General features: G+C 32.9%; 22 protein-coding genes. 10 read left to right on the plus strand and 12 right to left on the minus strand.

Going from position 1 to position 20,501, the window contains the following annotated elements; all coding sequences use genetic code 11:
- Nucleotides 1-142 (plus strand): T9SS type B sorting domain-containing protein (locus Q0800_RS13675; RefSeq protein ID WP_299127356.1); only part of this gene is annotated, 142 nt, incomplete at its 5' end.
- A gap of 9 nt (nt 143-151) precedes the next feature.
- The gene (locus Q0800_RS13680) at nt 152-1,162 is read left to right on the plus strand and encodes a type IX secretion system membrane protein PorP/SprF (RefSeq protein WP_299130842.1); all 1,011 of its coding nucleotides are present in this window, start codon (nt 152-154) and stop codon (nt 1,160-1,162) included.
- A 47-nt stretch (nt 1,163-1,209) separates the two neighbouring features.
- Here the strand turns inward: Q0800_RS13680 and Q0800_RS14185 are convergent, their stop codons facing one another.
- From Q0800_RS14185 to Q0800_RS13690, 3 genes are read right to left on the minus strand one after another with little or no spacing between them, the layout of a single operon-like run.
- Nucleotides 1,210-1,722, minus strand: coding sequence for a hypothetical protein (locus tag Q0800_RS14185; protein ID WP_366518850.1), 513 nt, complete (start codon nt 1,720-1,722; stop codon nt 1,210-1,212).
- Between the two features lie 36 nt (nt 1,723-1,758).
- Nucleotides 1,759-2,376, minus strand: a complete 618-nt coding sequence (locus tag Q0800_RS14190; RefSeq protein WP_366518851.1) for a vWA domain-containing protein — start codon at nt 2,374-2,376, stop codon at nt 1,759-1,761.
- Between the two features lie 4 nt (nt 2,377-2,380).
- Entirely contained in the window at nt 2,381-3,415 is a 1,035-nt protein-coding gene (locus Q0800_RS13690; RefSeq protein ID WP_299130846.1) for an SIMPL domain-containing protein, read from the minus strand.
- A gap of 217 nt (nt 3,416-3,632) precedes the next feature.
- Here Q0800_RS13690 and Q0800_RS13695 point away from each other — a divergent pair, with 217 nt between their 5' ends.
- From Q0800_RS13695 to Q0800_RS13705, 3 genes are all read left to right on the plus strand, one after another.
- A complete protein-coding gene (locus tag Q0800_RS13695; RefSeq protein WP_299130849.1) occupies nt 3,633-5,804 on the plus strand; it encodes a histidine kinase in 2,172 nt (723 codons plus the stop codon).
- A gap of 2 nt (nt 5,805-5,806) precedes the next feature.
- Nucleotides 5,807-6,541 carry a LytTR family DNA-binding domain-containing protein gene (locus tag Q0800_RS13700; RefSeq protein WP_299130852.1) on the plus strand — a complete coding sequence of 245 codons (735 nt, stop codon included), beginning with the start codon at nt 5,807-5,809 and terminating at the stop codon, nt 6,539-6,541.
- 291 nt (nt 6,542-6,832) lie between these two features.
- Nucleotides 6,833-7,348: a gamma carbonic anhydrase family protein gene (locus tag Q0800_RS13705; RefSeq protein WP_299130854.1), complete on the plus strand. Its 516-nt coding sequence runs from the start codon at nt 6,833-6,835 to the stop codon at nt 7,346-7,348.
- Between the two features lie 44 nt (nt 7,349-7,392).
- On the opposite strand, the gene Q0800_RS13710 is transcribed toward Q0800_RS13705, so the two are convergent.
- From Q0800_RS13710 to Q0800_RS13750, 9 genes are all read right to left on the minus strand, one after another.
- Nucleotides 7,393-7,749 carry a GTPase gene (locus tag Q0800_RS13710; RefSeq protein WP_299130856.1) on the minus strand — a complete coding sequence of 119 codons (357 nt, stop codon included), beginning with the start codon at nt 7,747-7,749 and terminating at the stop codon, nt 7,393-7,395.
- 34 nt (nt 7,750-7,783) lie between these two features.
- Entirely contained in the window at nt 7,784-8,563 is a 780-nt protein-coding gene (gene murI / locus Q0800_RS13715; protein ID WP_299130858.1) for a glutamate racemase, read from the minus strand.
- 67 nt (nt 8,564-8,630) lie between these two features.
- The gene (locus Q0800_RS13720) at nt 8,631-9,131 is read right to left on the minus strand and encodes an OmpH family outer membrane protein (RefSeq protein WP_299130860.1); all 501 of its coding nucleotides are present in this window, start codon (nt 9,129-9,131) and stop codon (nt 8,631-8,633) included.
- A 32-nt stretch (nt 9,132-9,163) separates the two neighbouring features.
- On the minus strand, nt 9,164-10,303 hold the full coding sequence (locus Q0800_RS13725; RefSeq protein WP_366518852.1) for an OmpH family outer membrane protein: 1,140 nt from the start codon (nt 10,301-10,303) through the stop codon (nt 9,164-9,166).
- A gap of 153 nt (nt 10,304-10,456) precedes the next feature.
- On the minus strand, nt 10,457-13,042 hold the full coding sequence (bamA, locus tag Q0800_RS13730; protein WP_299130862.1) for an outer membrane protein assembly factor BamA: 2,586 nt from the start codon (nt 13,040-13,042) through the stop codon (nt 10,457-10,459).
- On the minus strand, nt 13,014-13,754 hold the full coding sequence (locus Q0800_RS13735; RefSeq protein ID WP_299130864.1) for an isoprenyl transferase: 741 nt from the start codon (nt 13,752-13,754) through the stop codon (nt 13,014-13,016). The genes bamA and Q0800_RS13735 overlap by 29 nt, the downstream gene beginning before the upstream one ends.
- Before the next feature lie 2 nt (nt 13,755-13,756).
- Nucleotides 13,757-14,446 carry a DUF6089 family protein gene (locus Q0800_RS13740; protein ID WP_299130866.1) on the minus strand — a complete coding sequence of 230 codons (690 nt, stop codon included), beginning with the start codon at nt 14,444-14,446 and terminating at the stop codon, nt 13,757-13,759.
- Nucleotides 14,447-14,546: 100 nt separating this feature from the next.
- Nucleotides 14,547-15,425, minus strand: a complete 879-nt coding sequence (locus Q0800_RS13745; RefSeq protein WP_299130868.1) for an NAD kinase — start codon at nt 15,423-15,425, stop codon at nt 14,547-14,549.
- A 2-nt stretch (nt 15,426-15,427) separates the two neighbouring features.
- Complete coding sequence (locus tag Q0800_RS13750) at nt 15,428-16,084, minus strand: CBS domain-containing protein (RefSeq protein WP_299130870.1); 657 nt, start codon at nt 16,082-16,084, stop codon at nt 15,428-15,430.
- Between the two features lie 91 nt (nt 16,085-16,175).
- Here Q0800_RS13750 and Q0800_RS13755 point away from each other — a divergent pair, with 91 nt between their 5' ends.
- The 5 genes from Q0800_RS13755 to clpP all read left to right on the plus strand — a co-directional run bounded on the left by Q0800_RS13755 (nt 16,176) and on the right by clpP (nt 20,476).
- Nucleotides 16,176-16,889 carry a pyridoxine 5'-phosphate synthase gene (locus Q0800_RS13755; protein ID WP_299130872.1) on the plus strand — a complete coding sequence of 238 codons (714 nt, stop codon included), beginning with the start codon at nt 16,176-16,178 and terminating at the stop codon, nt 16,887-16,889.
- A complete protein-coding gene (locus tag Q0800_RS13760) occupies nt 16,886-17,650 on the plus strand; it encodes an alpha/beta fold hydrolase (RefSeq protein ID WP_299130874.1) in 765 nt (254 codons plus the stop codon). The genes Q0800_RS13755 and Q0800_RS13760 overlap by 4 nt, the downstream gene beginning before the upstream one ends.
- Nucleotides 17,651-17,668: 18 nt before the next feature.
- On the plus strand, nt 17,669-18,016 hold the full coding sequence (locus Q0800_RS13765) for a phage holin family protein (protein WP_299130876.1): 348 nt from the start codon (nt 17,669-17,671) through the stop codon (nt 18,014-18,016).
- Between the two features lie 175 nt (nt 18,017-18,191).
- Nucleotides 18,192-19,508 carry a trigger factor gene (gene tig / locus Q0800_RS13770; RefSeq protein ID WP_299130879.1) on the plus strand — a complete coding sequence of 439 codons (1,317 nt, stop codon included), beginning with the start codon at nt 18,192-18,194 and terminating at the stop codon, nt 19,506-19,508.
- Nucleotides 19,509-19,801: 293 nt separating this feature from the next.
- The gene (gene clpP, locus Q0800_RS13775) at nt 19,802-20,476 is read left to right on the plus strand and encodes an ATP-dependent Clp endopeptidase proteolytic subunit ClpP (RefSeq protein ID WP_299130881.1); all 675 of its coding nucleotides are present in this window, start codon (nt 19,802-19,804) and stop codon (nt 20,474-20,476) included.
- The last annotated feature ends 25 nt before the right edge of the window (nt 20,477-20,501 follow it).

Consider the following 20,501-nt stretch of genomic DNA (forward strand, 5'->3'; position numbering starts at 1 on the left):
ATCCGGGCCAGGATGGGACGGAACGTTTAATGGCAGTTTAATGCCAACGAATGATTACTGGTTTACTGTAGAGTACGATGCACTAACAGACGGCAGTGTACAACGAAAAGAATTTAGAGCCCATTTTGCCTTGAAACGATAATATTTTATTATGAGATTTAAAAAGTTTTGTTTAATTACATTTATAGCCTTAATAGCTAACATTGGTATATCACAAGAAGGTATACCTATTTATTCAGATTATCTTACGGATAATTATTATTTGTTACATCCGTCTATGGCTGGTGTTGCAAATTGCGCTAAGGTAAGATTAACAGCGAGGCAGCAATGGTTTGGTGTAGATGATGCGCCAAGTTTACAAACTTTAAGTATAAATAGTAGGGTTGGTGATTCTCCGGTTGCAGTTGGTGGTATTGTTTTTAATGATTCTAATGGTTACCATTCTACGGTTGGTGGTTACGCAACATTTGCATATCATTTAATGTTTTCTAGAAATGAAATTGATTTAAATATGTTGTCATTTGGTTTAAATGCAGGTTTTCTGCAATATAAATTAGATGAAACAGAGTTTTTGGCACCTGGTGAGTTTGATAGATTAGTCGCAGGTATAGAGCAAAGTGCAACAAACTTTAATATTGATTTTGGTTTTTCATATCATTTCATTGATTTTTATGCCCATTTTACAGCAAAAAATATTTTAGCTAATGAAGGTATTAACTTTAACGACCAAGGTTTTGAGTTTAATAATTTAAGAACGTATTTATTTTCAACAGGATATACATTTAGTAAATATGGTAGTGATTGGAGTTACGAGCCATCCTTAATGTATATGTATAGAGATGCAACTCAGGAATCTTCAATAGATGTAAATTTTAAAGTATATCGTGAGATGGATTTTGGTAAAGTTTGGGGTGGTTTATCCTATAGACGTAGTTTAGACGGTGCTGAATTTGTAGACGGTGGTGGTGTTAGTAGTCAAAAATTACAATATATAACGCCGTTCTTAGGAGTAGATTACAATAATTTTGTTTTTGCATATACGTATTCTTATCAAGCTAATACAATAAATTTTAATACTGGTGGTTTTCATCAAATTACCTTAGGCTATAATTTTAATTGTAGGCGCGAGAAATATGAGTGTAATTGTCCTGCTGTAAACTAAAATATAAAAGGCTCAACAAAGTGTTGAGCCCTTTTTAATTCTACGTCTTATTTCCAATTATAATTTTTCTTTTTGGCTTGAGATTTTATGGCATTTAACATAGCACTCTCTAAACCATTGTGAGTGCGTGGTGTATTTTCTTTCAAATAATCTCGTCTTAGAAGATTTAATTCAGAAATTGAAGATTTTAAAGTTTCGCGCTCTTCTCGCTTTTTTGAGATATAGGATTTAATTTCCTTTTTAGATTTTCCTTTTAATTCGTTAGGCAATTCATTCTCTTTTAATTCATTAATAGAAAAATCAGCTTCGCTTTCTGCGTCTACTAAATCCCAAGAACTATTCTTATAAAGCCGGCTACTTTTGCTTATAGTTCTGCTTACGGCATTAGCCTTGTTATAACCCATAGCATTAGTGTCTTGATCTGCTTGTAATTGAATTTTTGATACTCCTAGCTTGCCGTAAGCCACATAGGTATTGTTTAATTTAGTATTAAGCTCTAAAATTTTATCATCGTAAGGAGAAGTAATATGGACTGTTGCTTTATTATGGTTTATTGCCATGTAGTTACCATGGGTTAAATCTGCACCATCTTTCCATTACCCAGAAACACCCTGGTCATAATCACCGCAAAATATGGTGTTAACGCTAATATCATAGGAATGTGCCAATTTAGTAGCGGTTTTATAATGTACTTGCTCTTGCGTAAATGGCTCATTACCAGCAATGAAAACGAGTTTTAAGTCTTTTTTGTTATCTCCCCAATTTAGTTGCTCAATGGCCGTTTTAATGACTTTACCACAGTATTCATTGCCTCCATTTGTAGTTAATGAAAATAAGGATTTAGAAATTTCATCTAAATCATCGCTAAATGCGGTAACCTGTCTTAAAAAACCCTCATCAGCATTGAGGTTGTCATTACCATATTCATAAAGTGCAATTTTTAAATTTGGATTTTTCTGCTCGCACTTGGCATAAGACAACTCATTTACAATTTGCCATAATTGAGCTTTAGCTTGGTCGATTAAACCATCCATACTATTACTAGTGTCTAACAAGAGCGCTACTTTTATTTCTGGTGAATTGTCGTTTGGTTTTACTTTAGATGTTAAGTTTAAACCTACAATATCAGTTTGGTTCGATTTTGTATGCGCATTACATGCCATTAGTGTTAGTAAGCACATGGCTATTATTGAAATTTTTAATTTAGTTTTCATACGATTATTTTTTTGTGTTTAGCTCTTTTACGTCAATGGTTCCGTTAGGCGAAATGACATAATATTTATGATCTATTTTTGTTTCAGTGACGGTTTCTGGTAGCTTTTCCTTAGGCTTTGGCGTTAAAACAAGTTTAATGTGCATTCCTATTTGCACTACTGGTTCTAAGATGCTAGGGTTAATAACTACATCGTATTGCTCATAGGTTAACGGTTGGTAGTAGTACGAAGTTTGTTTTTTTGCCGCTGTAATTCCTTTAGTTTTATTAAATACATCAAAAGATATACTGTTATAAGCTTGGTAGCTCTGATAAAAATCTTTCGGAAAATAACAATACTTATCGTCTGCAATTGCAGTATTGTAGTTAGATAACTCAAAGCCTAAGGCAGAATAATAGGCTTTTTTATCTTTAATAAGTACTAGCAACTGGTCTTGAAGATTTTTATAGACATTTTGAATATCTTCAATAAAATAATCAACCTTTACGAGGTTGTAAACCTCACTTTTGGCGCATGCTTCAAGAATAGATTCAAATTGGCTGGTTTCGGTAAATTTAATGTGGATATTTTGTTGTAATTCAAACCCTTTAGGTACTTCGGTATAGGTTTTACTAAATAGTTTTTTTGTAACCTCCACTTCATACACAGGTATAAAAGAAATGACATCTACAGCTAAGTTTTTTTCGGAAATACCACTCTGTTTCAACCTTAATTTTATACTATCTATTTTAACATTCATAAGTGCATTTGTCTCTTCTGCCGTAGCACCTATTTGAGTAACATTAAAAATTGCCGTATAGTTTGCTGCCTTTACATTTTGAAGCGCTTTAACATCTACAGTAAGTATATTGCTAGGTTGTAAAACGTTATGAATTTGTTTTTGTACCGTAGGATTATAGATTTGAGCATTACCAGCTGTTAAAATATTTTGCCTAGAAATATCTTGGGTTATTTGATTATAATTTCCCTTGTGCTGCGCATTGCAAATAAGGTGAGCTAGCATTAAAATTAGTGCAAACAGTTTGCCTTTATACATCATGATTTTTTTGTTTTGATTAATGATGCCGTAAAGCTCTGTCTAAAAAAGTTGAAGAAAAATGCAGAATGAGTGAAACGACATTTCTAATGAGTGAACAGAAACACTGTATGAGTGTAGTCGGCGTTTTTAAATAGATAAAAGATTATAAATTGAAAATTGCATTTTTTGGTACCAAATAAAGTATGTAAGTTTAATCAAATTTAATCTGAAAGCTTAAGTGAAGGCAATACACAAATTAGTACTTACTCTGTTAATATTCCTTATAGGATGCCTAGGTTATGGTCAAAATAGGCAAACAGATAACGGCTTTGAAAATAGAGTCTTTACCATACGAGGAAGTGTTTATGAAAAGGATACCTCCGATCCTATTTCAGAAGTTAATATTCAAATAAACGGAAGCAAATACACGACTACGGATTTTAATGGGAAATTTACTATTGAAGCAAGGGTGGGTGATGAATTAATGGTTACACATAATAGTTTTGATCCTGTGTATTATACCATAAAAAATAATGAGAGAATATATATAGAAGTACTTCCAAGTGATTCTTATAGTCAAAATCGTTTTAAATCCATTAGTAATAAAAAAGCGTTTAATCGTTTAATAGATTCCGCTGACAGCTACCTAAAAACAGATGCCGCCAAGAGTATTAAATTTATAGGTGATGCTTTAGACGTTAATAATTCTACAAGTGAAAGTGCCGAGGCGCATGAATTACTAGGAGATGTTTACATGTTTTGGAAACAATATGATTTAGCAATTTCTGCCTATAAGATAAGTCTTCAGAACGTAAGCAGAAATGCCGCTCAATTAAAATTAGCAAAAGCCTATTTGCTTAATAATAATGTTTCAAAAAGTATAAAAGTGTATAATACGCTAAAGGTTTCTAAACTATCAAACTATGATAAGACGTTATATTATGAAGGGCTAGGAGATGCCTATGTAAAAACAAAGGACTATCAACAAGCTACAGATACGTATAATAAAGGTTTAAAAATTGCCAAAAAGCATCTCATTACGCCTAAGATCACAGATTTGAATTCTAAAATTGCACAAGCATACAATGAAAAAGGTGAAAAGCGTAAAGCAAAGAATTACTTTAAAAACTCACTTAATTTAGCCCAACAAGAAAATAAAAAGCGTGCTGTAGAAGAAAAGGTGAAGGTAGCAGAGTTTAATAGTTCAAATCGAGATTACGACGATGAAATTGAGCTGAGAAAGCAAGCATTAGAAGATATTAAGGAAATAGAAAGAGATTCTGAAATACCCAATGAAAGTGCACTTACTTTACAAAAGCAAAGCTATAAATTAGGAAATGCTTACCTGCTTAATAATGATCTTGATAATGCAATTCCTTCATATAAAAATAGTATTAAAGAAGCTAACAAAAAAGGTGATTTAGTTGTAGGTAAAGATGCTACAAGAAAGTTATCTGAAGCTTTTTTTAAAAAAGGAGATACAGACAAAGGCCTTGCCATGATTGAGAACTATGAAAATTTAGTGGATGAACTTTATCTAAAAAAAGAGCAGGAAATATCGCAAGTAGCACGCTTCAGCAGAAATCTGGCAGAACAACAAAACAGAATAACTTCGCTTGAAAGCGATAGAGCATTATCGCGCAGTAAATATGAGCTCACCCAAGAACGAAATAAAAGCCAGCAAGTTATTATTTATTCGCTTATTGGCGGACTAGTCTTACTCTTAATCACTGGCTTTTTAATGTATAAATATATTAAACAACAGCGTTTAGCAAATAATTTATTAGCTCTAAAATCCTTAAGAAGCCAAATGAATCCGCATTTTATATTTAATGCGCTTAATTCGGTAAATAGCTTCATAGCTACTAATGATGAAAGAACAGCTAATAAATATTTATCAGATTTTTCACATCTTATGCGAGCTGTATTAGAAAACAGTGAAGAAGACTTTATACCGTTAAAAAAAGAGATTGAGTTAATTGATTTGTATACAAAATTAGAGCATTTTAGGTTTAAGGATAAGTTTAATTATACCATAGAAGTAGATGACGATATTGATCTAGAAGAATTTCAGATTCCGCCTATGCTGTTGCAGCCTTACGTAGAAAATTCTGTATGGCACGGATTACGCTATAAAACCAATAAAGGACAATTATATATTGCTGTATATCAAAACAAAAAGGATGAAATAAGCATAAGTATTACAGATGATGGTATTGGACGTAAAAGATCTAAGGCTTTAAAAACGGAACATCAGAAAAAGCAGAATTCTAAAGGAATGAATAATATAAAAAAACGTGTAGCCATCTTAAATGATATGTATAAAGATAAAGTAGCTATCACTATTGAAGACTTTCAGAATTTGGAAGATGCAGGTACAAAAGTTGTAGTAACCTTAAAAAAGGACTAAATATGAAATTAAATGCCATACTTGTTGAAGACGAAGAAACCAGTAGAGAAATTTTAAGGAGTTATTTAACTAAATACTGTCCAAGTATTTCTATTGTTGGTGAAGCATCTAATGTAGATGAAGCTTTGGTATTAATACGAAGCAAAGACTTAGATGTGGTTTTTTTAGATGTAGAAATGCCCTACGGAAATGCCTTTGATTTGTTAGATAAGGTCGGCAATATAAATTTTGAAACCATATTTGTTACAGCTTATAACCATTATGCCATAGAAGCCCTAAATGCGCATGCGTCTTATTATTTAATGAAACCAATTTCTATAGACGAATTAATAAAGGCGGTAGATTATGTTACCGACATTAGACGAAAAGAAGATGCCTTACAAGACCAAGTTTTGGTACCTAAAACCCAAACTGTAAATGGTAAAATTACTATTCCGCAACAAGACGGTTTTGAGGTTATAGAAACTAAAGATATTATGTATTGTAAAGCAGATGATAATTACACAGAAATCTATCTCAATACCAACAAGAAAAAGTTGGTAAGTAAAACTTTAAAATATATTGAAGAGTGTTTAAAGGATGCTAATTTTGCAAGAGTGCATAAGAGCTATTTAGTTAATGTAAATGAGGTGGTTAAGTATGTAAAAGGTAAAGGTGGAAGCGTAATATTGAGTAATGGTAAAGAGATTATAGTTTCTGCTTCTAAGAAGGCGGATTTGTTAGCTTACTTTAAATGATATATAACTACTCAAGGCAGAATCTTATTTTAAAACATGAGACATAATTGGACTTTTTTACCTTAAATAATTAAATGAACGAAATATTAATAATTTGAGGGTGTCTGAAAAGTAAATTAAGGCAAAAATGGTCACAATGAGCATTGGTTGAAAGCAAAGAATGCTTTGATTGGAAGCACGCTGCGAAGCAGTCGAAAATGCTTTGTTAATTAGAGTTTTTAATTTTCTCGACTACGCTCGAAATGACAGAAAGAATTACTTTTTAGACAGCCTTTTTTCAAAGAAATTTATATGCCAATAATTAAACCTATAAGAGGGATACATCCCCAAATATCAGAAGATTGTTTTATAGCAGATAATGCAACGATAGTGGGCGAAGTAACTATTGGGCAAAACTGTAGTGTATGGTTTAATGCTGTTATTAGAGGAGATGTTCACTTTATTAAAATTGGAGACAAGGTTAATATACAAGATGGTGTGGTGATACATGCAACGTATCAAAAATCGCCAACAACAATTGGTAATAATGTATCCATTGGACACAATGCTATTATCCATGGCTGCACTATAAAAGATAATGTATTAATAGGAATGGGTAGTATTATTATGGACGATTGTATCGTAGAAAGTAATAGTATTATTGCCGCAGGAGCTGTGCTTACTAAAAATACTATTGTTGAGTCTGGTAGTATTTATGCTGGTACGCCTGCCAAAAAAATTAAGGATATTAGTGAGGCTTTAATCTCTGGTGAGATTAATCGTATTGCTAATAACTACGTAAAATATTCTAGTTGGTTTAAGGATTAAATGATAACTCCAATACAGATAAACTAAAAACCTACTAGGCGTTTTTAAATAGCTTTGAGTTTTGTGTCTAATGTTCTTATTAACATTTCGGTACTATCAATTCTATTTAAAAGACCAGAGGTAATAACCGTAGTTATTGTGTTGTCTTTAAGTTTTACAACAGTAGGGTAAATAAGTTTTATGTTAGGAAATTTGGTTTCAAATTCATCTTTATGATAAAACTCCATAGTGAGTTTACTTTTAGTTCTAAATTCTTTCCAGAGTGTGCGTTCTGTTAAGGTATTGTAGGTGAGCGCACATAGACTACACTTATACGTTGATGGGCTAAACAATTTATGACCAGCATCAAATAAGGCGTTTAATTTGCCTGAGTTAGCATTGTATACAAAAATAAGCGTCATAAGTAGTTTAGTATTATTTAATATAAAAACCTTACTAAAAATCTAAATATTCAGTCTTATATTGATGATTTAATATTGAATTTAAAATATCAATGTTTCCGTTAGTAAAAATGTTAATGATAGGACTTTTGCTCTCTAAATTCAATACATTATGTTTAGAAAGTATTGCTTCAGTTTGTTTAGCAACTGCAAGTCCAGAATCAATAATCTTTATGTGTTTTGGAAGTAATTTAGAGAGTTGTGGTACAAGATATGGGTAATGTGTACAACCAAGTACGAGATAATCGATATTAGCTTTAATCATAGGTTCTAAATACTGCTTTAAAAGCATTTTCATGTCTTTAGAATCTAATTTCCCCGCTTCTATTAAAGGTACAATACCTTCACCTATTTGTTCTATGACTTTTATGCCTCTTGCATACAGGTCTGATGTTTTATGAAACAAGGCACTGCTTAGCGTTCCTTTGGTGGCCAAAATGCCAATAGCTTTTGTTTTTGTATGGATTGCAGCAGGTTTTATAGCAGGTTCTATGCCAATAAACGGAATATTATAAGTAGCTCTTAAATAAGATATGGCATTTGTAGTAGCAGTATTGCAGGCAACAACGACCAATTTACATTGCTTTTCTAACAGAAGCTCTGTATTTTTTATGCTAAGTTGTAGTATCTCTGATTGCGATTTGTCGCCATAAGGTGCATTTTTGCTATCTGCTAAGTAGATGCAATTTTCCTTAGGCAGAAGTGTAATGATCTCATTAAAAATAGAGGTGCCACCGATACCAGAATCAAATATGCCTATGGGTTTGTTACTCATTAGTACAAAAATAAAAAGTCGCTTTTTAAAAGCGACTTTTAGATTAATATTATTTGCTAAAAGTAATTTAAATACCTAATTCTGCTTTTACATCTGCCATAAGGTCTTTACCTTTTTTAACGATTAATGTACCAGCTTCTAAGACATACTCATAACCTTGTGCTGCTGCTACTTTTTCAATAGCAACTCTGGCTTTTTCTGTTATAGGTTTTAGCAAATCAAACTCTTTCTTTTGTAAATCTTGTTGCGCTTGTTGTTGGTATTGTGTTAAGCTTTGCTTCATACCTTCAACTTCTTGCATACGCTTTGCATTTTCTTCTTGTGTTTGCGCTGCCGCTTCAGCATCGTATTGCTTTAACTTACGATCTAATTCTTTAAAAGAATCTTGTATTTGTACTTCATAAGTTTTGCCAAGCTTTTCAATTTCGGCTTGTGCGGCTTTATACTCTGGCATCGCTTTTACCAAATCTTGTGTATTGATGTGTGCGATTTTATTTTGCGCAGTTGTAAAGCTTGTTGCTCCAATAAAAAGTACAGCTGCAAATAGTAATGATTTAATAGTTTTCATTTTTCTAAATTGTATTTGTGTGTTATAAATTATTAATTGTTTTCTCCTTCTTTTTTCTTAGCCTTAGCTATAGAATCTCTTTTCTTTAATTGTCTTTCTCGTTCTTCTCGAGCTTTTTTACGTTGCTCAATTATCTTTTGTTTTCTGGCTTCTAGTGCCTTTTTTCTATCCGCTCTATCCTTAGCTTTTTGCTCTGCTTCAGTAATTGGTTTTTTAGTCTTCTCAGACGCTTTTTTTACTGGTTCTTTCTCTTTATTCTTTTCAACCTTTTCTGCGTTGTCTGGCTTTTTAGCTATAGGAACAGGTGCTTTTTTCCTGGTACTTTCTTCTTTTTTTGTATTTTCTTTAGCCTCTGTTTCTTTAGTCTCCTCTACTGCTGGCTTACCATTACGGGCATCTATTGCTTTTTGACGTCGTTGCTCCGCAGCTTGCTTTTTTGCAGCTCTTATAGAATCTTGTTGCATTCGTCTTGCTTCTAGAGCTTTTTCACGTTCTTCACGTTTTGCTGCCAATTCAGCTTCTCTGGTTGCTTTACGTTCTTCCAATGCTTTTTGTCTTTCATCTTTTTCTGCGCTAACTACAGGTACAACCTCTTCATCTTCAAGTGCTTTACGTTCTTTTTTAGATTTGGTTTGTGTGCGCTTAGAGGTTCTTGTAATTGTTTTTAAAACCTGTTCACTTATATCATAGCGCTCTGCAGAATAAAGCATTACTACGTCTGCAGATTTATCAAAAACAAAATCAAATTTTTTGGTTTCTGCTATTTGTTGTACCGCAGCAAAAATTTGGTCTTGGACAGGTGCAATCAATTGACGCTTTTGTATCATTAAATCACCATTTGGGCCAAATCGTTTTTGTTGATAGTCTAAAATTTCTGCCTCTTCAAAAGAAATGTCTTCCATGCGTTCTTCATATAGTTCTTTTGTTAAAAGCACACTTTCGTTTTCTAATTCTTTTTTCTTTTGGTCTATAACGTTTAGTTTTTTTTCAATTTCAGATTTCCATTGCAGAACTTTTTTATCGAGTTGTGATGTGGCTTCTTGGTACTCTGGTACATTTTGTAAAATGTATTCGGTATCAATATAGCCAATCCTAGCACCTCTTTGTGCATGGATACTAAAGCTCATTAGACTTATAATTGCCAGTAAAAAAAGAACTTTAAATTTCATCATTTTGCGTTTTTGTTTTGAGATCTGTTTAATATAAATCAAAAGCTTTACAGTTTCGGTGTTACTTAATCTTCAAAGTTAACGAAATATATCATTAAAAATTTTAACACCATGATGAAAATACTTAAATAGCTAATAGAAAATATCGTGCCAAACTTAAAATTGTTGCCCAATTATGAAGTGTGTTTGCCATCCACTTTTTTGTGTATCACCAGGCACTGGGTCAAATCCATGGCCAAAATCTATACCCAATAATCCAAAGGCTGGCATAAAAATTCTTAGGCCAGCACCAGCAGATCTTTGAAGATTAAATGGGTTAAAGTTTTTAAAACTATTTACTGAAGCTCCACCTTCTATAAATGATAGGGCATAAATTTTAGCCTGTGCACCTAGTGTAATAGGGTATCTTAACTCTAGTGAAAATTTATTGTAAATAGAACCACCGTCTTGTGTTGATAAGGATTGGTTTGGATAACCACGTAACTGTACAATTTCTCTACCATCTAATGCAAAGTTTCCAAGGCCATCACCACCTACAAAGAAACGCTCAAACGGAATAACACCTCTGTCATTATTATAAGCTCCTAAAAATCCAAACTCCATGCTAGGTCTTAATACTAAACTATTTTTGCCTAATTTAACTAAAGAGGTATACCAATCTGCTTTAAATTTTATTTTATAAAATTCTAACCAGTTAAAACGTTCTTGGTCAATTTCTGCTATACGAATTAAATCTTCAGGATTGTTGGGATCTAATGCATCACGTTCTTCAGCTAAAGCTTCGTAATCTACTCCATTAACCAAAGAGTATGGAAAAGAGAACTTAGCCGAAGCCGAAAAGTTAGAACCGCCTGTAGGGAATATTGGATCGGTAAATAAATTATTTCTGCTTAAACCAATGGTATAAGAGAGGTTGTTAGATCTACCATCTCCAAAGGTAAAAAGCCCAGTGTTATAATTGTTTAAGTCATAGTTTTGGTAACTTAATGCTTGTGATAATAAAAAGTAATCATCTGGTACCGTAAGTCTAGTAGATAATCCCACCGTTAGGCCTAAGATATTAAAACTTCTGCTTCTGTCTGGTCTTCTGGTTTGTGGGTTAAACAAAAACTGACGAGAGTAGGATAGCGATGTTGATAATTGAAATGGCTTTTTACCACCTAACCAAGGCTCGCTAAAAGAAAAACTATAGGTTTGAAAAAACTGACTGGCTTGTAATCTTAAGGCTAAACTTTGTCCATCACCTCTTGGTACTGGTTTATAAGCCTCTTTTTTAAAGATATCTTTAATCGCAAAGTTGTTAAACGATAATCCAAGCGTACCTATGAAGCCACCACCACCATAACCACCTTGAAGCTGAATTTGACTAGAACCTTGTTCTACAACCTCATATTCTACATCTAATGTCCCTTCAACAGGATTAGGATTTTTAATGTTAGGTGTTAATTGTTGTGCATCAAAAAATCCAAGCTGCCCAAGTTCTCTTAATGTTCTAATAATATTAGATTTTCTATACAATTCTCCCGGACGTGTTCTTATTTCCCTGTAGATCACATGGTCATTAGTGACGTCGTTTCCTTTTATAGTAACATTATTAAAATAAGCAGGCTTGCCTTCCGATATGCGGATTTCCATATCAATGACATTACCTTCAGTACTGACTTCTACTGGGTTAATCGTAGAGAACATGTAACCATAATTCTGATATGCATTGGTTAAATCTTGGGCGTCAGGATCTCCTGGGTCTGCAATACGTTCTCTCAGTTCTACACCATTATAGGTGTCTCCTTCTTTAATCCCAAGTATGCTAGATAATTGTTGATCGGTATAAACGGTGTTACCAACAAAATCAATTTTACCAAAGGAATACTTTTCTCCTTCTTCAACAGTGATGTTTAAACTTATAGTTTTGTCATTATTATAAATTATAGAATCTGCTATAACCCTCGCATCTCTATAACCATTCTCTTTGTATTTATCGACTATGCTAACTAAATCTTCTTTATAGTCTTCTTCGATGTATTTTGATCGTTTTAAGACACGTATTGGATTCTTACGTTTGGTGTTTTTCATGGCCTTGCGAAGCTTCTTATCTTTTAATTTTTCATTACCATCGAACGTAATAGACTTAATCTTAACTTTTTCTCCACGGTCAATAGCAACGAGCATATTTACACGTTCCTTTTTAACAGAGTCAATAACCTTAGAAGTACTAATTCTAACTTTGGTATTTAAAAATCCTTTCTTTTTGTATTTGTAAGTGAGATAATTTCGTGTTGTGGCAATAAGATTTTCGGTAACTTTTTGACCAGCTTGTAGCTTATTTTCATTAATAATTTCTTCTTTCTTTCCCTTTTTTACACCTTTAATTTCAACATCTTTAATTTCTGGCAGGTCACTAAGTCTTATTTCTAAATTTGCGGTGTTACCATCTATGTCTGTTATGTATATATCTATGCTACCAAAAAGGTTAGATTTCCAAAGGGTCTTAACGGCATTCGCAATTTTTTCTCCACCAACCTGTATTTCTTCATTTTTTCTAAGTTTAGAATAGGCAATGATGGTTTGTGGACTAAAGTTAGTATTACCAGTTACAGTAATTTCTTTAATAAGGTATTTTGCACCTCCATCAACTTGTGCTTGTAATGCGGTAGAGAGTGCTGTAAATAGTATTATGCAAATAAGCTGTGTAAAAGTTCTCAATGCTAGCTTCTTAGGTGAGTTGTTCACTTGTTTTTCCAAATCGTCTTTCTCTATTTTGATAATTTATGAGTGCTTCGTATAGATTTTCTTTCTTAAAATCTGGCCATAAAATATCTGTAAAATATAATTCTGCATAGGCAATTTGCCAAAGTAAAAAATTACTGATTCTTTGTTCACCGCTGGTGCGAATTAGCAGGTCTACATCTGGTAAATTTTGCGTGTAAAGATGCTTATTAATAATGGATTCATCAATACTTTCTGTAGAAATTATATTATTTTTAACTTTAACTGATAATTCCTTAATAACATTAACAATTTCTTCACGAGATCCATAGCTTAAGGCTAAAGTTAATGTCATATTGGTATTATTTTTTGTCTTTTCTATAACATCTAAAAGTTCTTGATATGCTTTTTTTGGTAGGTCTTCTAAGCAACCAATAGCAGATAGTTTAATGTTATTCTCTTGTAAGGTCTTTATCTCTTTTTTGAGCGATTTAACAAGAAGTTTCATAAGTGTTTGAACTTCTAGTTTTGGCCGATTCCAATTTTCGGTAGAAAACGCGTAAAGTGTTAAATTTTTAATACCTAATTCTGCACTTGCCTCAATGGTTTGTCTAACGGCTTTAGTTCCATTTTCGTGTCCAATAACTCTCATAAAGCCTTGTTGTTTAGCCCAACGACCATTACCATCCATAATAATGGCGATGTGGTTAGGAAGCTTGTCTTTATGTATTTGTGCTTTAAGGCTCATGTTTAAAAATTACAATAGCAAGGTCTCCTGCCAAAGGTGTAAGTTAATGTAATTCCTGAAAATACGTACCAATCTGTGCTGTTTGTGTTTCCAAAACTTAATGTAGCTCTGTCTCTACTATCTGGTACGCTACCGTCCAACTCATCAGAAAAGGTATAGCGTGCTCCAATTTCAGCGGCTAAAATTAGGTGGTCTGTGATGGTACTTTTATAGCCTAAGACCATAGGTATGCCAAGGGCCCAGCTGTTCGTGTTTTCTGAAGTGTATTCTCCGTTGGGTAAAAAATAATAATTGCCATGATTGGCCATTGAAATACCTGTGTATAAATAAGGTGTGCCTTGCATGCCTACTTCGTGTAAATCAAATTCCCAAAACGTAAATTCCATTCCTGCAGAAATTTCAAACAGGCTTGTGTTAAAATTATAACCTCTTTGTTTTCGTCTAGGGTCATCAGATTTTCCATCATTTCCCTCTAATTCAGAAAAAATAATTGAAGCTCTAAAAGAATGACGCGGGCTTCTGTTCCATTTTAACAATGCACCAAAAGCTGCTTGGTTGGGAGCTATATAATTGGTTGCACCGACATCACCAATAAAATTACTGCCACCAGCAAATACGCCAATCTCATAAATTTGAGCTTCCACATTTTGATGAAAAAAAATACTTATAAAAATTAGGAATAAATACCTCATAAAAAATTTCAAAGTTTGCAAATATAATAATTCTGTTTAGCCAATAACAATAAGATGATTATAGTCTTACAGATAAACAGAAATTGCACGTATTTATTGCCTAATTGCGGCGATCTTCTCCCCAAAGCAATTTTTTTCTTAGTGTATCTAAAAACGTTTTATCTAAACGCTCTACCATCTTTATACAGAATTGCGCTTTTTTTACTGTAACTATAGTGGTATTTGGTAAGGTTACAATTCTAGAATCTAAGGACATTAAAAATTGATCTTCTCTACCGTCTACTCTAAAGGTAATTTTTGTGCTGTCAGGTATAATTAACGGTCTAGCGCTTAAATTATGAGGGGCAATAGGTGTAAGAACAAAATTATTTGCATTTGGTGCAATAACTGGTCCGCCACAACTTAAGGAATACCCTGTAGAACCTGTAGGTGTAGAAAGTATAAGGCCATCGGCCCAATAGGACGTTAAATATTCATCGTTGAGTTGGGTATTAACCGTAATCATCGATGTTGTATTTTTTCTACTGAGCGTAATTTCGTTGAGGGCAAAGTTGGTCGTTTCAATATCTTTATTTGAGGGTGTCGTTTCTACACTCAGTAAGGAACGTTCAGAAATTTTATAGTCTCCTTTAAATATTTCTGAAAGCGCAGTATCTATTTCATCCGTTTGTATGGTTGCTAAAAAACCTAATCTCCCAGTGTTAATGCCAACAATCAGTATATTTAAATCTCTAACATAAGTTATGGCTCTTAAGATGGTACCATCTCCGCCAATACTTATAAGCAGGTCAAAACTATTATCTAGACTATTAAAAGTACTAACAGAAGGGTTGTTTTGAACTTCTGCTTTTAAGGTTTTTATAAAGTCGTGTTCAATAAAAATATCTGCTTTATTATTCTGCAAAAAACTCAGTAATTTTTCCACTGCCTTTTGGGAGGTGTCCTTAACATAGTTTTGGCCATAAATTGCTATCTTCATAACTACATGTTTAGGTATTTATCCAAATACTGAGAGCGTTCTTTTAAGCTTTCAATATAGGAGTCTTCTTCCTGGCCAGACACAACATTATAGCTGTAGCGTCTAAAGGTTTGCATAACCTCGTTGAGGCTTGCATTACTAATTTTTAAGGTAACTTGTGCTAAGTCGTTACTCATTTTAGAAATAAAAGCTCCTAATAATTTAGCGTTATTAGATTCTACAATTTGGCTTACTTCGCTAAATGAATAATCGTGTATCCCTTTTTCTACAATTAATATACCACCAGGCTCAGAAAAGAAGGGTGTTTCATTAAATAAATGAATAATATCATTAAGTTCATAATACCCTAAATAGGTGTTGTTAACATCTAAAACAGGCATAATATTAGAATCGTTTTGCGCAAAAGTTTCTAAAACATCTAGCCAGTTTGTAGTGGGTCTAACAAAAAATCCTTCAATGGTATATTTACAATCATTAATCGTCTGAACACCATCAAAGCAGTGAGCATCGGTTTCTGAAATACAGCCTACGTAAATTCCTTCATTCTGAATAGGAATATGAGAATATGTAAGTTGATTAAATAACATTTGTAGTTCACTGATTTTATCAGTAATACTTAAAGGACTTATATCATTTATAACAAAATCTTGTAACTGCATAATAGGGCTTCTGTAGCATGCAAATTAATCAAAAATAACCATAAAAAGCATCATCTACTTTGTATTTTTGTAATTCAAAAAAATCAAAGAAATGGCAAAGTTAAGTGTTAATGTAAATAAAATCGCTACACTTAGAAATAGTAGAGGCGGAGATGTGCCAAATGTAGTTCAGTTTGCTAAAGATGTGCAGAATTTTGGTGCAGAAGGTGTTACGATTCACCCAAGACCAGACGAAAGACATATAAGATATAAAGATGCTTATGATTTAAAATCAGAAGTATTTACGGAATATAATATTGAAGGTAATCCAATCCCAAAATTTGTAGATATGGTTTTAGAGATAAAGCCAACACAAGTTACTTTAGTACCAGATGCTGTTGATGCTATAACATCTAATGCTGGTTGGGATACTATAAAACATAAAGAATTTTTAGTTGAGATTATTAAAGAATTTAAAAGTAATGGCATACGAACTTCTATTTTTGTAGATCCAGATGTAAAACAAATTGAAGGAGCAAAAGAAACAGGAACAGATCGAGTAGAATTATATACAGAAGCATTTGCTCACTATTATAGTTTAGGAAATAAAGATGCCATTAAGCCTTATGCGGAATGTGCTGATTTGGCCAATGAATTAGGTTTAGGTGTCAATGCTGGGCACGATTTATCTTTGGAAAATATTAAATTTTTTAAAGAAAATATCCCAGGGCTTTTAGAGGTTTCCATAGGGCATGCTTTAATAGCTGAGAGTTTGTATATGGGTGTAGAGAAGGTTATTAATAAGTACTTAGAAAAGTTAAAATGATTTTACACTCAAACATAATAGGCCAAGGAAAACCATTTATAATTCTACATGGCTTTCTTGGCATGGGAGATAACTGGAAAACCTTAGCCAAGCAATTCTCAGAATCAAATTTTGAGATACACTTAGTAGATCAAAGGAATCATGGTCGTAGTTTTCATTCAGATGAATTTGATTATGAGTTAATGGCTGAAGATGTTAAGCAGTATTGTATTGAGTACAACCTTAATGATATTGTTCTTTTAGGCCATTCTATGGGAGGAAAAACAGCAATGACTGTTGCTACAAAGTATCCAGAATTAGTAGATAAGCTTTTGGTTGCAGATATTTCCCCTAGATATTACCCAGTGCATCACGATGCTATTTTAAACGGTTTAAGTAGTTTAGATTTTGCTGAAATTAAAACCAGAGGCTACGCAGATGAGGTGTTGAGTAACCAAATTCAAGATCTAGGAACGCGTATGTTTCTGCTCAAAAACCTATATTGGGTAAAAAAAGGACAATTAGGCTTACGCATTAATTTACCTGTTTTAAAAGCAAATGTTTCAGAGGTTGGTGAGGCATTAGCAATCCATGCAACATTTAATAAACCTACCTTATTTCTTAGAGGAGACAAATCTGAGTATATTGGAGAGTCCGATGAAGCGATTATAAAAAGGCATTTTCAAAATTCAGAAATTGTAACAATTGCAAACGCTGGTCATTGGTTGCATGCTGAGAATCCTAAAGACTTCTACACTAGTGTAATAGATTTTGTATCTTAGATGACAAAATAATGACTTATGAATTTATTCATTAAACTCTTATTAAATGCCATTGCCGTTTTTGTTTTAGCAGAGATTTTAAATGGCGTAAGTATTGATAATTACACAACCTCACTAATCGTTGTCATAGTTTTGTCGCTACTCAATATTTTGGTAAAACCGATTTTAATTATACTAACCTTGCCAGTGACGCTATTAACACTTGGCTTGTTCTTATTTATAATAAATGCACTAATCGTGCTTATAGCAGATCGGTTAATCGATGGTTTTGCAGTTGACGGTATATGGTCAGCATTACTGTTTAGTATATTATTATGTGTGCTCCAATCTTTGCTACATTCGTTTGTAAAAACCGATAAAAAATAGCTGAATTACAAAGCTTTAAAACTATTGTTGGGTTGTAAAAAATATTGTATTTTTGCAGCCCAATTTTCATGAAAATTTCTTTAGGTTATAATGAAGTTAAAAAAGCTAAAGATGTAGTGGAATGAATCCCAACATTTAGAGATGGGATCTTTATATTTTAAAAAAGACGAAGTTAATGAACATTACAAGAGAAAACATTGATGCATTAAATGCAGTTGTAAAAGTAGATATCGCTAAAGAAGATTATAGTGATAAAGTTGAAAAAATCTTAACAGACTACCGCAAATCTGCTAACATTCCTGGTTTTAGAAAAGGGCATGTGCCAATGGGTATGGTGAAGAAGCAGTATGGTAAAGCCGTATTGGTAGATGAGGTCAATAAATTGCTTCAAGACGCTTTAGGAAAATACTTAGTAGAAGAAAAGTTAGATGTTTTAGGTAATCCGTTACCAAAGCCTCAAGACGATTTAGATTGGAATTCTGATGCATTTTCTTTTGAGTTTGAATTAGGACTTGCGCCAGAGTTTGATGTAAAACTAAAAGGTAAAAAAGCCATTACGCACTATAAAATAGTAGCTGATGATAAGATGGTTAATAATCAAATTGAGCACATTCAAAAGCAATATGGCAAGTTAGTATCTGAAACAGAAGTAGCCAAAGATTCTGAGATAACAGGTAAATTTACCAATGAAGAAGAGGGTGTAGAAAATGTAGCCACCATAACTTTAGATAAATTAAAAGGAAAATCAAACCCAAAGAAATTTATAGGGGCTAAGGTTGGAGATGTTATTAAATTAAAAACTAAAGGACTTTTTAATGAGGATCAGGATTTTATGGCTTTTTTAAAAGTATCTAAAGACGATGTTGGTAGTATTGATGTTGATTTTGAAGTTTCTGAAATTAACCAACGCGAGTTAGCCGATTTAGACCAAGAGTTATTCGATAAACTATTTGGGCCAAATACAGTGACTTCTGTAACAGAACTAAAAACTAAGATTAAAGAAGATTCTGAAAAACAATTTGCACAGCAAGGTGACCAGAAATTATTAAACGATGTTACAGAATATTTAGTGGATAGTACTAAGTTTGATTTGCCTTCAGAATTTCTTCAAAAATGGATGCAAACAGCTGGTGACCAGGCAATGACCGAAGAACAAGCTAGAGAAGAATACGAAAAGTCTGAAAAAAGCATGCGTTATCAATTGATTGAAGGTAAACTGATAACTGAGCATAACTTACAAGTACAGTTTGAAGAGTTAAAGTCTTACGCTATGGATATGATTAAAGGGCAAATGGCTCAGTTTGGTCAAATGTATCCAACCGAAAAGGAACTAGAGGATATTGCTGCACGTATTATGTCTAACCAAGATGAAGTTAAGCGTTTATCTGAGCAATTAATGAGTCAAAAATTATTAAACCTCTATAAAACTGAAGCAAATCTTAAGATAAAAGAAATTAGTTACGATGATTTTGTTAAAGAATTCTACGGTTAATAATTACAGAATAAATTAGTATCTTTAAGGCGTAGAACCAAACGGTTTTGCGCTTTTTTTGCTTTTGGGTTGGGTTTACTGTAAATAAAACTAAAACCATTCTGAATTTATTTCAGGATCTTATATTATACAATATGTACTCTGTCATATTAAGTCTAGTTGAGAATTATTTACATTTCGATTTGCTATGCAACGTGCTTTCAAAGAAATATATTTCTCTTCAACCAATGCTCAATGTGACAGTCTATTTTTAATTACAAGACATTTCATAAATTAAAAAGAATAAAGTTTAAATGAATTACGGAAAAGAATTTGAAAAGTTTGCTATAAAAGATCAAGGCGTTAACAGTATGTATTACGATAAAATAATGCGTAGTATGTACCCTACCAACTTAACGCCAAATATTATTGAAGAAAGACAACTAAACGCCATTGCTATGGATGTATTTTCTCGTTTAATGATGGACAGAATTATATTCTTAGGAACAGGAATTGACGACCAAGTTGCCAACATTGTGCAAGCGCAATTATTATTCATGGAAAGTGTAGATTCGTCGAAAGACATTCAAATCTATATCAATTCTCCTGGAGGAGGCGTATATGCAGGTTTAGGAATTTATGATACCATGCAGTTTATCAAGCCAGATGTAGCAACAATCTGTACAGGAATGGCAGCTTCTATGGGAGCAGTTTTACTATGTGCAGGACAAGCAGGAAAACGTTCTGGATTAACACACTCACGTGTAATGATTCACCAACCATTAGGTGGCGCACAAGGACAAGCGAGTGACATTGAAATTACTGCTAGAGAAATTTTAATATTAAAAGAAGAATTATACAAAATCATTTCAAAACATTCAGGACAATCGTATGAAAAAGTATACGAAGACTCAGATAGAGATTACTGTATGAAAGCTGATAAAGCTAAAGAATACGGAATGATTGATGAAATACTTGTGAGAGAATAAATCTCTGTACAAGTCAACAACAAGG

The organism is uncultured Winogradskyella sp., assembly GCF_937958655.1.
Lineage (GTDB): Bacteria > Bacteroidota > Bacteroidia > Flavobacteriales > Flavobacteriaceae > Winogradskyella.